At 43.2% G+C, this 14,579-nt stretch carries 12 protein-coding genes and 1 pseudogene; 12 read left to right on the forward strand and 1 reads right to left on the reverse strand.

Annotated features, from left to right (window positions below; all coding sequences use genetic code 11):
• Positions 1-6 precede the first annotated feature (6 nt).
• The 11 genes and pseudogenes from FHS59_RS12970 (at position 7) to FHS59_RS13015 (ending at position 12,227) form a co-directional block, all read left to right on the forward strand.
• Positions 7-615, forward strand: coding sequence for a flavodoxin family protein (locus tag FHS59_RS12970; RefSeq protein WP_184495555.1), 609 nt, complete (start codon positions 7-9; stop codon positions 613-615).
• Positions 616-652: 37 nt separating this feature from the next.
• Positions 653-1,081, forward strand: coding sequence for a helix-turn-helix domain-containing protein (locus FHS59_RS12975; RefSeq protein WP_184495556.1), 429 nt, complete (start codon positions 653-655; stop codon positions 1,079-1,081).
• Positions 1,082-1,163: 82 nt separating this feature from the next.
• Positions 1,164-2,015 (forward strand): aldo/keto reductase, encoded by an 852-nt coding sequence (locus tag FHS59_RS12980; RefSeq protein ID WP_184495557.1) that lies wholly within the window; start codon positions 1,164-1,166, stop codon positions 2,013-2,015.
• Positions 2,016-2,059: 44 nt separating this feature from the next.
• Positions 2,060-2,947 (forward strand): carboxylesterase family protein, encoded by an 888-nt coding sequence (locus tag FHS59_RS23300; protein WP_246388428.1) that lies wholly within the window; start codon positions 2,060-2,062, stop codon positions 2,945-2,947.
• A 30-nt stretch (positions 2,948-2,977) separates the two neighbouring features.
• A pseudogene (locus FHS59_RS23305) lies at positions 2,978-3,667 on the forward strand (carboxylesterase family protein); the annotation flags it as partial.
• A gap of 46 nt (positions 3,668-3,713) precedes the next feature.
• Positions 3,714-4,961 carry a PQQ-dependent sugar dehydrogenase gene (locus FHS59_RS12990; RefSeq protein WP_184495558.1) on the forward strand — a complete coding sequence of 416 codons (1,248 nt, stop codon included), beginning with the start codon at positions 3,714-3,716 and terminating at the stop codon, positions 4,959-4,961.
• Positions 4,962-5,024: 63 nt separating this feature from the next.
• Positions 5,025-6,134: an aldo/keto reductase gene (locus FHS59_RS12995; RefSeq protein ID WP_184495559.1), complete on the forward strand. Its 1,110-nt coding sequence runs from the start codon at positions 5,025-5,027 to the stop codon at positions 6,132-6,134.
• A gap of 84 nt (positions 6,135-6,218) precedes the next feature.
• On the forward strand, positions 6,219-7,109 hold the full coding sequence (locus FHS59_RS13000) for an alpha/beta hydrolase (RefSeq protein WP_246388430.1): 891 nt from the start codon (positions 6,219-6,221) through the stop codon (positions 7,107-7,109).
• A gap of 20 nt (positions 7,110-7,129) precedes the next feature.
• The gene (locus FHS59_RS13005; protein WP_184495560.1) at positions 7,130-9,370 is read left to right on the forward strand and encodes a xanthine dehydrogenase family protein molybdopterin-binding subunit; all 2,241 of its coding nucleotides are present in this window, start codon (positions 7,130-7,132) and stop codon (positions 9,368-9,370) included.
• A gap of 115 nt (positions 9,371-9,485) precedes the next feature.
• Complete coding sequence (locus FHS59_RS13010) at positions 9,486-9,944, forward strand: (2Fe-2S)-binding protein (protein ID WP_184495562.1); 459 nt, start codon at positions 9,486-9,488, stop codon at positions 9,942-9,944.
• A 12-nt stretch (positions 9,945-9,956) separates the two neighbouring features.
• Complete coding sequence (locus FHS59_RS13015; RefSeq protein ID WP_184495564.1) at positions 9,957-12,227, forward strand: xanthine dehydrogenase family protein molybdopterin-binding subunit; 2,271 nt, start codon at positions 9,957-9,959, stop codon at positions 12,225-12,227.
• Between the two features lie 799 nt (positions 12,228-13,026).
• Here the strand turns inward: FHS59_RS13015 and FHS59_RS13020 are convergent.
• Complete coding sequence (locus FHS59_RS13020) at positions 13,027-13,203, reverse strand: hypothetical protein (RefSeq protein WP_184495567.1); 177 nt, start codon at positions 13,201-13,203, stop codon at positions 13,027-13,029.
• 199 nt (positions 13,204-13,402) lie between these two features.
• Between FHS59_RS13020 and FHS59_RS13025 the strand changes: the two genes are divergently transcribed.
• On the forward strand, positions 13,403-14,422 hold the full coding sequence (locus tag FHS59_RS13025; RefSeq protein ID WP_184495569.1) for a DNA topoisomerase IB: 1,020 nt from the start codon (positions 13,403-13,405) through the stop codon (positions 14,420-14,422).
• The last annotated feature ends 157 nt before the right edge of the window (positions 14,423-14,579 follow it).

Raw genomic sequence — 14,579 nt, forward strand, 5'->3', positions numbered from 1 at the left:
AAATCCATGAAGTATTTATTCCTTTTCATTTTCCTCTTTAGCTCCTTGAGCTGCACCAGCCAAACTCAGACTGAGGCTATTGTTAATCCGGTTGAAACAGACTCGGATAAAATCCTCATTGTTTACCTCACGCGTACGAAAAACACGAAAGCAGTGGCTGAGATGATTCAGGAAAAGGTAGGTGGCACTTTGGTGAGTCTGGAATTGGAAACTCCTTATCCTGAAGACTATGGAGCCATCGTGGCCCAAGTAGCCCAGGAAAATGAGACGGGAGTACTGCCTCCATTAAAAACAACGGTTGACCTCTCAAAATACGAAACTGTGTTTGTGGGATTTCCGACCTGGGGAATGCAGCTACCCCCACCGATGAAAACATTCCTGAGTGAAAATGACTTCAGCGGCAAAACGGTCATTCCATTCAATACCAACGCAGGTTATGGAATAGGAAGCAGCTTTGACTCAGTAGAGGAGCTATGCCCGGAAAGTAACATTCTGGAAGGCTACTCTACTACAGGAGGGATAGAAAGGGATGGGGTATTATTTGTCATGGAAGGGGAAAAAGAAGTGGAAGTTAGAACTGCCGTCAATAATTGGCTGAGTGATTTGGGCTTCTAAGCGATCATTTACGCAGCAAAAAAGATTAGAATAAGCTATGATTCAGACAGCGAATAAAATATGTGTAAAGATTAAAACTGAAGAATATTCAAATTCTGCGGCAAACAGGATTAGTGCAGATTTTCTGGAACTGCTGGAAAGTCAATTTCCCATTACTGATCTACGCGATACGCTTAAGCTTAGGTCTGCCTCAGATTTTGCACAAAAACTGGATATCCATGTAAACCATCTCAATAGATCAGTCAAAGCAATAAACAACAAACCAACTTCAGTGATTATTCGCGAGAGAATTCTTGCTGAATCCAAACGTCTTTTGAAGCAAACTGAGTGGAACGTGTCTGAAATAGCTCATGCATTGGGATTCACAGAAGTGACTCATTTCAATAACTTTTTTAAAAAAGGCATGAATATAAATCCTTCCCAGTTCCGCAAATCATTAATTGAGAACAGAAAACATAAAACATAGATTGGGTTACAAGAAAGAAAGTCCAGGCCCATGTGGGCTTGGCTTTTCTAGTTCATCTAATCAAACAAAAAAGAGTATTGACATGCAAAACATAACATTAAACAACGGAGTTGAAATGCCCATTTTGGGCTTTGGGGTTTTTCAAATCGCCGATCAGGCAGAATGTGAAAGAAGTGTAATAGATGCAATCGAAGTTGGTTACAGATTATTGGACACAGCTTCTTCATACAAAAATGAGGAAGCAGTCGGTAAAGCAATTAAAAACAGCGGAGTCGCCAGAGAGGAATTGTTCATCACCACCAAATTATGGATTGAAGACACAGGTTTTGACAAGACCAAAGCAGCCGTAGAGAAATCACTGAAAAAGCTCCAACTGGATTACCTGGATCTCTATCTGATCCATCAGCCATTTGGGAATGTGCATGAATCCTGGAGGGCGATGGAGGAACTGTACAAGGAAGGTAAAATCCGTGCGATTGGCATCAGTAATTTTCAGCCTGACCGGGTTGTGGATTTGATGGCCTTCCATGAAGTCGTTCCGGCCATTAACCAGATCGAAACGCACCCTTTCCACCAACAGATCGAGACCCAGCAATTTCTAAAAGAGAACAACATTCAAATCGAATCTTGGGGGCCTTTTGCAGAAGGGAAAAATGGACTTTTCAGCAATGAGCTTTTGGCTGCTATCGGTGCCAAATACCAGAAATCCATTGCGCAAGTTGTGGTAAGATGGTTGACCCAGCGTGGGATTATAGCGATTCCAAAATCAGTCAGAAAAGAACGGATGGCCGAGAATTTCAATGTTTTCGATTTTGAGCTTAGTCCTGAAGACATAAAGCAAATTGAATCGTTGGATCAAAAGGAAAGCTCCTTTTTCGATCATCGGGATCCAAATATGGTCAAATGGCTGACCAGTAGGAAATTAGAGGAATAGCCATCAATCAAGCAATAAACTTCCAACCCCAACCTTAAATCAAAATGAAAAAACCCCTATTGATCAGCTTATTTTTCCTGATAACAATTACAGGATTTGCGCAGGAACCCATCGTGAAAATCAGTTCCGGTTCACTCCGGGGAGCGACGGAAGGCGATGTCACCAGTTTCAAAGGGATTCCTTTTGCAGCGCCTCCTGTCGGAGAGTTTCGTTGGAGACCTCCCCAGCCTGTCAAAGCATGGGAAGGTGTCAAAAATGCCACGGAATATTGTGCCGATTGTCCGCAACGAACCTGGCCGGGATCTACTGCCAAAACATCAGAGGATTGTCTATTCCTGAACCTATGGAAACCCGCAGATGCAGTAAAGGGAGCGAAACTTCCGGTGATGGTATGGCTTCATGGAGGAGGGTTTACAGGTGGAAGTGGCGCAGGTCCAGGCTCAGCGGGAGATGCATTTGCGAAGCAAGGGGTTATTTTGACAACCATCAATTACAGGTTGGGTAGATTGGGTCACTTTGCGTTTCCGGCTTTGAGCCAGGAGAATCCTGAGGAAATGAAAGGTAGCTATGCCTATATGGATCAGATTGCAGCACTACAATGGATTCAGGACAACATTGCTGAATTTGGCGGAGACCCGGATAATGTGACAATTTTTGGTTTTTCTGCTGGAGGAGTTGCTGTGCATTCCCTGTTAAGCATTCCATCAGCAAATGGACTTTTTCATAAAGCCATCAGCGAATCCGGAGGTGGACGTGATGGGGTTTTAACCGGAAGACCTATCAGAGAAGATAATGCTGATGAATTGTACCCAGTTTCGGCAGAAACCATCGGGATCAACTTTGCAAAAAGATACGGCATTCAAGGAACTGGTAAAGCTGCATTGGATCAGCTTCGGGCATTGAGCGTCGATGAAATTTTAGATGGTGGTTAGGAAAATGACAGCACAGGAGCCAGAACTTATTCAGGACCTATTCTGGATGGAGAACTCGTAGTGGAAACAGCGGAAACCGCCTATCAAGCCGGAAGACAGGCAAAAGTTCCGTTGATGATCGGAAGCTCAAGTGCAGAAATCGGTGGCGGATTTATCAATGCCAGTCAAACCAAGGAAGAGCTATTTTCACAATTCGGTGAGTTGGAAGCAGAAGCAAAAGCTGCTTACGATCCAGATGGCAACAAGGAATTCAATGAAGTCCTGACCAAGTTTACAACAGATTGGGGTTGGGGCGAGCCAGCTCGGATGTCGGCAAGAGCGTTCGTCGAAGAGGACCAACCGGTTTACGTATGGCAGTTTGGATACGTCCCTCCTGCTGCAAGAGAGCGATCTCCTTATGGAGCGGGACATGGTTCGGAAACTTCTTTTGTCTTTAACACGCTGAATGCAAGATGGGGAGCCCAGGGTGAGCCAACAGAAGAGGAAAAGGAGTTAGCACGGATCATGAATAACTATTGGGTCAATTTTGCCAAAAGAGGAAATCCTAATGGAAACAATCTCCCAGAATGGCCTCAGTACGACATACAAAAAGCAGGGATTTTGGATATAACGCTCGACGGAAAAGTTACCAGCACCCCCGATCCTAGAAAAGCACGATTCGATGTATTGGAAAAAGCATTTAAGAATCGCACCCGACTGCAAACTAGACTCGGTTTTTAAGTCCCTTAGATTCTGATTTTCCAACAACCACTAATACTACAACCACATGCAAACATCAAAATTTATTCTTCTCTTTTCCATCATCAGTTTGGGGCTCCATGTAAGTTGTACCGCAGATGATGGCCTGATCGATGATCAAGACACTGGTCAGGAGCAGGAAGTAGGCACACCGGTGGAAACGAATTCGCCAAATTCAAACTTTCAGCCAGCTTTTGAAGGCCAAACAAGAATTGGAAGTGTGACTACTGAAACCCCATTTAAGGCAACTGTTATATCCTCTGATTTGACCGCTCCCTGGGGAATCACCAATCTCCCAGATGGAAGGTTGTTAATCACCCAAAAGGCGGGCCAGATGCGAATTGCTACCACCTCAGGCGAACTGAGCGGAGCGATCACTGGTCTGCCTCCCGTCAATCCTGCCGGGCAAGGAGGGTTATTGGGGTTATGTGTTGACGCAGATTTTGGCAATAATAGAATGGTCTATTGGGTTTTCTCAGAGCAAACTTCCGGGGGAAATTTAACAGCAGTTGCCAAAGGAAGACTTGCTGACAATGAAAGTACCATCGAAAATCCGGCAGTGATCTATCGTGCTAATCCAGCAGATAACAGTAACGCACATTATGGTGGAAGAATTCTTTTTGATGCAACCGGAAATCTGGTAGTGAGCACCGGAGAAAGAGCTTGGCCAGCCACAAGAGCTCTGGCACAATCGGTAAGTACCGGATTGGGGAAGATCGTACGGATCACTACAGATGGCCAACCTGCTCCCGGAAATCCAACTTTTGAGGAATCCGGAGCTTTACCGGAGTTATATAGTTACGGACACAGAAACCCGCAGGGATTGGCCTTCCATCCCACAACAGGTGATTTATGGCTAAGCGAATTTGGACCTAGAGGAGGTGATGAAGTAAATCTCATCACACCGGGAGCTAATTACGGATGGCCAGTGATTACTTACGGGATTGATTACAATGGTGAGATAATGGGTGGTGGAATCCAGCAGCAGGAAGGCATGGAACAGCCGGTTTACTATTGGGATCCGGTTATTTCACCTAGCGGTATCACGTTTTACAAGGGGAATCAGGTGCCTGAGTGGGAAAACAATCTCTTTATCGGCGGTCTGAGCGGAATGCACATAGCGCGACTCGTAATTGATAGTGACAATAAAGTAGTCGGGGAAGAAAGATTGCTGGTTGGAGAAAACCAACGCTTCAGAGACATCACCCAAGGATTGGACAATTCCCTTTATGCCATTACAGATGCAGGAAGATTATATAAAATCGACAGGCAATAAGTAAAATATCCCTTTGTGATGATCTTCACAAGGGGATTCAGAATTTAAAGTAAATAGAGAAACATGATCAATAAAATAAAATCCAACCGACGGGAGTTTTTCAAAAGTGCTGCATTGGCTGGAGCCGGTTTGGTAATGACCCCTACTCTTGCAATGAGCTCAGGAGACAAACCACGCCTGAACGCATCAGCCGCTCTCCCAACCCGAAAACTAGGCGGTTTAGAAGTTTCAGGGATCGGTCTGGGATGCATGAGCATGGTAGCGGGTACTTATAATCCAACCCCACCAAAACAGGATATGATCGCCCATCTTCGCAAAGCTGTAGAACGTGGCGTGACTTTTTTTGATACGGCGGAAGTTTACGGGCCTTATGGTAGTGAAGAAGTTGTGGGAGAAGGTTTGGAACCATTCAAAGGTCAAATCAAAATCGCAACCAAAATCGGTTTTGAAATTCAAAACAGCCAACGAATGGGACGAAACAGCAGCCCTGAATCACTTAAAAGAGTGGTGGATGGTAGCTTAAAAAGGCTTCGTGTGGAAACCATCGATCTCCTTTATCTGCACAGGTGGGATCCACAGGTTCCGGTTGAAGAAATAGCAGGAGCATTTAAAGAAATTATAGCAGCAGGAAAAGCAAAACACTGGGGATTATCGGAAGTAGCGCCCGATACCTTAAGAAAAGCTCATGCAGAACTACCTGTTTCTGCTCTGCAAACCCAGTACTCCTTAGGTGAGCGATTTCCCGAAAACCAAATTCTGGATACTTGCGAAGAGCTTGGAGTAGGTTTCGTGCCTTGGGGACCGACATTGAGATCCTTTCTGACGGGAAGGTTTAATGAGTATAGCCGATTTGACGAATTGGACAGACGTTCTCAGTTGCCATTTTTCTCTTCTGAGGGATTGGAACAGAACATGCCGTTTTTGCGGATTGTTCAGGAATGGTCGCAGAAAAAAGGAATTACTATGGCGCAATTTTCCCTTGCCTGGCTACTTGCCCAAAAGCCTTTTATTGTTCCTATTCCAGGAACAATCAGCCCTCAGCATTTGGAAGAAAACCTAGGAGCTTTAGAAGTGAGGTTTAGCGAAAGCGAGTTAACTGAAATTCGATCCGAAATAGAGAAATTCGATTTGTTGGGTGTCCGTACTAAAGAATCTGCTTTAGTTGATCAGTAAATTCTAAATCACTCCAAGACATATCCTGTTTTAAATCAGTAAATTAAGCAGACATGTTTATTGAATAAGTATTTCAACCTACATATGAAAAAACCCATCCTAGCCATTCTGTTCATTCTTCTTTCGGTTTCTGGATTTTGCCAAAACAATCGAGTAATGAATCTTTTCCCTGAGGGAACAATCCTCCATGAAAATATTCCCTACCAAAATGACACACTAAAGAAGCATCTCCTGGATATTTATTTGCCAGCAAATGCTAAAGGCAAGATCCCTTTGGTGGTATTTATTCATGGGGGTGGTTGGCTAAGTAATGATAAATATGCCGACATGGGTTATATGAAGGAGACAGTTTCGGAAATTCTTGAAAGCGGCTATGCTTTGGCTTCGATCGATTATCGTTTTAGCACCCAGGCTGTTTTTCCAGCCCAAATGCTGGATTGCAATGCTGCCATTTCCTATTTGGTGGATAATGCTGACAAGTATGGATTTGATGTTGATCGTATGACTCTGATGGGATTTTCTGCGGGAGGTCATCTGGCTTCCATGGTGGGATTGGCCAAAAACAATAAGGTAGATTCATTCTTTATTCCAGGCAGTACTAAAAACTTCAGCTTCAAAGGAGTGGTTGATTTCTATGGCCCGGCAGATCTGACTCTTTTTCCCGGAGCCAATGATGCCACATCTCCTGAAGGAATCTTGATTGGCGCAGCTCCACTGGATAGACCAGACTTGGCAAAGGCAGCAAGCCCAGTGAGTTATGTAGATGAATACGATCCGCCTTTTCTGATCATTCATGGAGAGAAAGATGACTTGGTGTCTCCGAGACAATCTCATTTACTGAGTTCTTGGCTGAGTGTAAAAGGAGTGGAAAACGAACTGATTGTAGTCAAAGATGCTCCCCACTTCGGGCCTATGTTTGATGTGGAAGAAATAAGAACGAAAGTGATGGCTTTTTTGAGGAAAAGTCTGGATTAAAAAACTGCGATACTATATTCATGAAAACTGCAAGCACTAAAATTAACCGTCGCTCATTTCTCAAAGTTTCCGCACTTACCGGAGGTGGGATGCTGCTTAGCCTCAACTGGCTGGCGGCTTGCCAACCTAAGGAAGCAAACGCTTTGGGGATGCCTAAAGAATGGTTCCAGTTCAATGGATTTATTAAAATCGGCGAAAACGGGTTGGTAACCATTATGTCTCCCAATCCTGAAGGAGGACAGAATGTAAAGACGTCCATGCCGATGATCGTTGCCGAAGAACTCGATGTGGATTGGGAAAATGTCCTTGTAGAGCAAGCGGATTTAGACACCAAATATTTCACAAGACAATTTATCGGAGGGAGTCAGGCCATCCGCTCGGGCTTCACCAACCTTAGAACTGCCGGAGCAACTGCCCGTGCAATGTTGGTAGCTGCCGCAGCCCAAAGCTGGAATGTTCCGGCAAATGAAATAACTGTGAAAACAGGCATCATTTCCCATAAGGGATCAGGCAAATCAGCAAATTTCGGAGAGTTTGCTTCTTTGGCAGCCACGATGCCCGTTCCTGAAGAAGTTCCATTAAAAAGCGCCGGGGATTTTAAAATTATCGGCACCTCCAAGAAGAATGTAGAGTCTAAAAATATAGTGACAGGCAAACCGCTTTTTGGAATAGATACCAAGCGGGAAGGAATGCTCATCGCCATGATCGTTCATCCCCCTGCTTTTGGCAAAACACTGAAATCTTTCGACGATTCCAAGGCGCGGAACATGCCGGGAATTACAGATATTTTGCAGATCAAGTCCATTCAGGATGATTACAAAAAAACATTTTTTGACACCGTCCAATTCACGGATCTAATCGCAGTTGTAGGAGAAAGTACATGGCAGGTATTGCAGGCAAAGAAAGCTATAAAGGCAGAATGGGAAATTCAGGAAGCCTATGAGGAGAAGCGCGATATGTTAGGCAGGGAAGGGATAAGAGTAGTCCCAAAAGGTCTGGAAAGTATGGCTTCTCAAGAACAGGCAATGATGGTAGCAGCACAAAAACCCCAAACCCAACGGAAAGATGGCGATCCTGAAGCAGCATTTGCCCAAGCCGCAAAAGTCATAGAAAGAAGTTACACAGGCCCATTTTTAGCACACAACTGCATGGAGCCGATGAATTTTTTCGCTCATGTAAAAGGTGATAGAGTGGAGTGCGCCGGTCCTTTGCAGAAACCGGAACTGACCGAGCAGGCACTTTCTTCCAGACTGGGAATTCCTCTGGAAAATATAGAAATAGCCATGACCCGTCTGGGTGGTGGTTATGGAAGAAGATCTTACGCACATTGGCTGATCGAAGCGGCTGTGATTTCGCAAAAAATGAACGCCCCGATCAAGCTGATCTACACCCGGGAAGACGATATGACCGGAGGAGTTTATCGATCACGCTACCAGGCAACATACCGTGCTGCATTGGATGAAAACAATCAAATGATCGCATTCCATGTCAATGCCGGAGGGCTTCCCGAGAATCCTCTGTATCCGGACAGGTTTCCTGCCGGTGCTGTAGCCAATTACCTGGCTGAAGGCTGGGAAGTTCCTTCCAATATCACCACAGGTTCATTTCGTGCCCCGCGATCCAATTTTATGGCATGTGTGGAGCAATCATTCTTGGATGAAGTTGCCGAGGCGGCAGGCAAGGACCCTATTGATTTCCGCTTGGAATTATTAGCAGATGCCAAGGCAAACCCTGTGGGAGAAAGAAATGATTACGATGCGGAACGCTATGCAAAAGTGCTGGAATTGCTTAGGGAAAAGGCTAACTGGGGAAGTTCGAAGGATGGGATTTCCAGAGGAGTATCAGCCTATTTCTGTCACAACAGCTATGCAGCCCAGGTGTTGGATCTGAAAATCGTAGATGGTGAAGTGAAAATCGACAAAGTGACCAATGCGATTGATTGCGGGCTGGTGGTGAATCCCGACGCTGCCAAAAATCTCTGTGAAGGAGCAGTAGTGGATGGGATAGGAACGGCAATGTATGGAGAATTGAAATTCGAAAATGGGGTAGTCAACAACTCCAATTTTCATCAATATCGCCAAATCCGGATGAAGGAATCCCCAGATTCTATAGAAACCTACTTTGTAGAAAATGGAGAGGATCCCTCAGGACTGGGTGAACCTGCCTACCCTCCTGTTTTCGCTGCTTTGGCTAATGCACTGTATCAAGCAACCGGAAAAAGGTTTTATGATCAGCCCTTTATCAATCAGTTGAACAGTTAGTTGAATTTAGAATCCTTTTAAATAGAAATAATTCGATGGTAGAAAATACGCTTCGTTTGAATTTCGTAAGCAACACTCCTTGTAAAAAATTAATTTAGAGATAAATACAACACATATGGCACAGTATAATTTAAGCATCAACGGAAAATCAATGAATGTAGATGTCGATCCCAATACCCCTTTGTTATGGGTATTGAGAGATCATCTGGATCTGGTAGGTACAAAATTCGGTTGTGGCATCGCCCAGTGTGGTGCTTGCACCGTTCACATAGACGGCGAGGCGGTAAGATCCTGCTCCTACCCTGTCAGTGTGATTGAAGACAAAAAAGTGGTTACCATAGAAGGCTTGTCCGAAAAAGGCGATCACCCTGTACAAAAAGCCTGGCTGGAACATGATGTGCCACAATGTGGGTATTGTCAATCAGGACAAATTATGACTGCAGCCTCACTTTTAGCTGAAAATCCAAATCCAACCGATGAGGAAATTTCCTATGCAATGAATGGGAACATCTGTCGCTGCGGTACCTATACTAGGATCAAAGCAGCCGTAAAAACTGCTTCCAAATCACTCTAATCCGCGCAAATCATGACATTAATTGATAAAAAATTAAACAGAAGATCCTTCCTGAAAGTCTCTACACTGGCAGGAGGAGGAATGATGCTGAGCTTCAGCTGGCTGGCCGGGTGCAAACCCACCGCTGAAGAAGTACTGACCATGCCTGATGAGTGGTTTACAATCAACAGTTACATCAAAATCGGTGAAAATGGAGCCGTAACACTTTTCAACCCGAATCCTGAGTTTGGCCAAAACGTCAAAACTTCCTTGCCAATGATCCTCGCCGATGAGCTGGATGTGGATTGGAAAAACGTCTTTGTAGAGCAGGCAGACTTCTACCCAGAACGATTTGAAAGACAATTTACCGGGGGAAGCAATAGTGTGCGGTCAAGTTGGAAACCGCTTCGTACTGCCGGTGCTACAGCCAGACATATGCTTATAAATGCTGCTGCCCAAACCTGGAATGTACCTGCAGGGGAAATCATCACCAGTACAGGAATGCTAGAACATAAAAGTTCGGGTAAAAAAGCCGGTTATGGTGAACTGGCTTCGCTGGCAGGGACACTCGAAGCCCCGGATCCCGAGGCAGTGAAACTGAAGGAAAATGCAGATTTCAAGATCATCGGTAATTCCAAAAAGAACGTGGATGGAGCCAAAATTGTGACAGGAAAACCTCTTTTTGCTTTAGACCATAAAGTGGAAGGGATGAAATATGCTGCCATCGTCCATCCTCCGGCATTCGGTATGAAGCTAAAATCATTTGATAAGAGCTCCGTTACTTCCTTGCCGGGAATTCAGGATGCCTTTGAAGTGAAAGTTTTCAAGGATGATTATGGACGAAACTTCTTTGACACCACCACTTTCCCGGAGATCATTGCCATCGTAGGCAATTCTACCTGGGAAGTGATGCAGGCAAAGAAAAAACTGAATGTGGAATGGGAGAAAGCTCCTGACTCCACTTTCCCTATGGCGGGTAGAGGAGGTCAAAATATGGACATTAAAGTTCCTGGAGGCTTGGAAAACTCTGCTGCACATAAAGAAAAGATGGCTGAGTACATCACCAAACCAGGAAATGTGCAAAGAAAAGACGGGGATCCTGAGGGGGCTTTTAAAAAAGCTGCCCGTGTCCTCGAGAGAACTTATACGGCTCCTTTCTTGGCTCATAATACCATGGAGCCGATGAACGCTTTTGCTGATGTAAAAGGAGACAAGGCAGTAATCTATGGCCCAACCCAAGCGCCGGAATCGATTATGAATGCCCTTTCCAGTAGCCTGGGCCTTCCTAAAGAAAATATTCAGATCAACCTTGCCAGAATGGGCGGTGGTTTTGGCCGAAGAGCCTATAGCCATCATTTAGTAGAGGCAGCTTTGATCTCCCAAAAAATCCAGGCTCCTGTGAAAATGGTGTATAGCCGGGAAGATGATATGAGTGCCGGGGTGTATCGACCTACTTATTCTGCCACTTACAGAGCTGCTTTGGATGAAAACAATAACCTACTTGCTCTTCATATAAAAGCAGGGGGAATTCCCGAATCTCCCCTTCATGCCAATAGATTCCCGGCAGGGGCGATTGACAACTACCTGGCTGAAGGCTGGCAGATCGAATCCAACATTACAATCGGCGCTTTCCGTGCTCCTAGATCCAACTTTATTGCAGGGGCGGAACAGAGCTTTCTGGATGAATTGGCCGAAGAAATGGGAAAAGATCCAATCGAATTCCGGCTGGAATTGCTAAAAAGAGCAGAGACCAATCCAGTAGGGGAAAGAAATGATTATGATCCTAAACGGTATGCCGGAGTACTGGAACTGGTCAGGGAAAAATCAAACTGGTCTGCTGTACCGAATGGAATATCTCGCGGAGTTTCTGCTTACTTCTGTCATAATTCTTATGTAGCCGAAGTCATTGATGTGAGCATCAAAGACAATCAGCCTGTGGTAGAAAATGTATTTGCGGCAGTTGATTGCGGTATTGTCGTCAATCCGGATGCTGCGGCAAACATGGGTGAAGGTGCCATAGTGGATGGTATTGGAAATGCTTTCTATGGGGAAATGGCATTCGAAAATGGAGTTCCTACCAAGACAAATTTCGATAAGTATCGCATGATCCGGCACAGCGAAGCTCCAAAGAAAATCGAGGTTCATTTCGTTGAAAGTACTGAAGATCCAACTGGATTGGGGGAACCGCTCTTCCCTCCTGTATTCGCTGCATTGGGCAATTCACTCTACAAAGCAACCGGCAAGCGGTTGTATGATCAGCCTTTCCAGCCACAGATTATGCAGATGGAAAATTTAAGGATGTAACTTTAGTAATGAAACTGGATATTGAATTACTTTAAAATCATGTAATATGATGGGATTTTTCTATTCTTTGAATCCCTTTTATAGTTCTGTTGGTTACCTAATTTACAATATCAGTTTGCATTTATTTCATTTTTATGGTAGACAAGTATGCGAAATTGAATTTCGTCAGGGACTAAATCTGTTAGCAAAAAGAATGAAACATAGGTTTTTATAAAAAATGGTATATCCGCCGATAATTCGTACCAATCGTATAGCTCGTACCCCTCGTACCGTACGAATTGTACGAGGCTAAATTGAGATTCTAAACCATTCAAATTATTTCAATCCTGAGACAACTCAAATACCTTCAAATTTGCAGGAAATTCAAAGGTTCATTTTCTAGTTTTGACCCTACCTAAAATAGGTTCGTTTTCTGATTTTACATCAAAAAGGAAAAAGATCATTCAAAAACCATAAACATTAAAAGTGCCTATACGGCGTTTAAATGCACATTTTGAGAGGTTCGAAATGATTGAATTTAAATAAATTTAAAACTGTAAAAACAAAATGAACCTGTCCCAGGTTTTGTCCCAGTTTTATTATAAGTCACTGAAAATCAACAGAAGTTTGTAGCGCTGTTCCCGCTACACAGAACCCCTTATACGTAAAGTATTTGGGGTTTCTTCGTTTTTGGGGTTTTGGTTCCCATATATTGAATCACATCGATTTCATTTGTTTATTATCTGATACCCTTTTGTCCTCTTAATTTTTTATTTTGGAGCTTGACTGAATTAAGGGTTTATTGAAATTTTAAAGAGGATTAAAATAAATTCTTCTTCAAATCTATGTGACCCTGAAGTTGAAGAATATGATGCCATAACATCGTATGTACATAATGTCCAACTTGAAATAGAAAGAGTTTCGATTTCCAAACAGGGTAAAAGATCGTTTTGTTTTCTACTCTTAAATGGCTACTTGCTCCTCGGTGAAACTTCATTTTTTCTTTTAGTTGAAGCCGAGGATTTTTACATAAAAGTGAATTTAATCTAGATTCAGAACTGAAAATAAGCACTCTAAAATCACTTAATTTCGATAATAATTTTACAAAAGCTGCAGGGCTTTATAACCCGACTATTTGAGACTCATTACATACGGTAGACTTTTTGAAAGTGAAAATCAGATAAATAAGTCGATTCATGTCTGAATTACCTGAAAAACTGGTCTATGTAAATGAGGGATATCCTGGCTTTCTTCGAAAAAAGTCTGGAAAAGGCTTTGTCTATGTAGATAAAAAAGGGGATAAAATCGCAAAAAAGAAGGTTTTGCAGAGGATTCAGCAACTGGTTATTCCTCCTATGTGGAAGGAAGTTTGGGTTTGTAAAAGTCCAAATGGTCACTTGCAGGCTACAGGATTGGATGACCGAGGAAGGAAGCAATACCTATATCACGAAGAATATATACGATTTCGCCAGGAATCTAAATATGAAAAAATGTCTGAGTTTGGGAAAAAGCTTCCCCAAATCAGAAAATCCCTTGAAGCAGATTTGAGAAAAAAAGGCTGGCCAAGAGAGAAAATCCTGGCAGTTGTGGTGATGATGCTTGATGAGTATTACATCAGGATTGGTAATAAGTACTACGAACGCGAAAATAAAACCTATGGACTTACAACTTTAAGAAGAAAGCATGTAGTCCAAGAAAATGGAAAATTGACATTGAGCTATCGTGCAAAAAGCGGTAAGGACCGAAAGATTCCAGTGGAAAGTAAACGATTGATCAGGTTAATAAAACGTATTTCAGAAATTCCCGGATACGAGCTTTTCAAATATAAGGCCTGTGATGGCTCCTATCACTGTGTCGGTTCAAAAGATGTGAATGAATATCTTTTGGAAATTTCTGGAGTTCCATTTACTGCAAAGGACTTTAGAACTTGGGGTGGTACGGTACTTTCATTGGATCATTACGAGGAATGTGCCAAACTTGTTGAAGAATCGCCACAACGTAAGCTGGAAGCCACTATCGTAAAAAAAGTCTCAGAAGTTTTAGGAAATACTGTCGCAGTTTGCCGTAAATATTACATACATCCTATGGTAATGCAGGTATTGCTTGATGGAGAACTAAAGCGTTACCAAAAACATAAACTTAAAAATGTTCAAGATCAGGATCAACTTTCGGAAAATGAACAAACTGTCTTAAAGATCCTCCAAGCTAAAAAATGAAGATTTGGCAAATTCAAAGAAGAAATGAGATGGTTCTGTAATTTCTAAGTAAAGAACTTGACCTTTGAATTTACAATTGGAAATGATTCCTATACTTATTGGTGACTATATGAGGTTCGAGTATTGGGTTTTTGCGGTTCAAAAAGAACAAAACCTT

Source organism: Algoriphagus iocasae, from assembly GCF_014206875.1.
Taxonomy (GTDB): Bacteria; Bacteroidota; Bacteroidia; order Cytophagales; family Cyclobacteriaceae; genus Algoriphagus; species Algoriphagus iocasae.

Coding starts and splice junctions, on each gene's coding strand:
- FHS59_RS12970 (WP_184495555.1), top strand. CDS start 7: ATGAAGTATTTATTCCTTTTCATTTTCCTCTTTAGCTCCTTGAGCTGC.
- FHS59_RS12975 (WP_184495556.1), top strand. CDS start 653: ATGATTCAGACAGCGAATAAAATATGTGTAAAGATTAAAACTGAAGAA.
- FHS59_RS12980 (WP_184495557.1), top strand. CDS start 1,164: ATGCAAAACATAACATTAAACAACGGAGTTGAAATGCCCATTTTGGGC.
- FHS59_RS23300 (WP_246388428.1), top strand. CDS start 2,060: ATGAAAAAACCCCTATTGATCAGCTTATTTTTCCTGATAACAATTACA.
- FHS59_RS12990 (WP_184495558.1), top strand. CDS start 3,714: ATGCAAACATCAAAATTTATTCTTCTCTTTTCCATCATCAGTTTGGGG.
- FHS59_RS12995 (WP_184495559.1), top strand. CDS start 5,025: ATGATCAATAAAATAAAATCCAACCGACGGGAGTTTTTCAAAAGTGCT.
- FHS59_RS13000 (WP_246388430.1), top strand. CDS start 6,219: ATGAAAAAACCCATCCTAGCCATTCTGTTCATTCTTCTTTCGGTTTCT.
- FHS59_RS13005 (WP_184495560.1), top strand. CDS start 7,130: ATGAAAACTGCAAGCACTAAAATTAACCGTCGCTCATTTCTCAAAGTT.
- FHS59_RS13010 (WP_184495562.1), top strand. CDS start 9,486: ATGGCACAGTATAATTTAAGCATCAACGGAAAATCAATGAATGTAGAT.
- FHS59_RS13015 (WP_184495564.1), top strand. CDS start 9,957: ATGACATTAATTGATAAAAAATTAAACAGAAGATCCTTCCTGAAAGTC.
- FHS59_RS13020 (WP_184495567.1), bottom strand. CDS start 13,203: ATGAAGTTTCACCGAGGAGCAAGTAGCCATTTAAGAGTAGAAAACAAA.
- FHS59_RS13025 (WP_184495569.1), top strand. CDS start 13,403: ATGTCTGAATTACCTGAAAAACTGGTCTATGTAAATGAGGGATATCCT.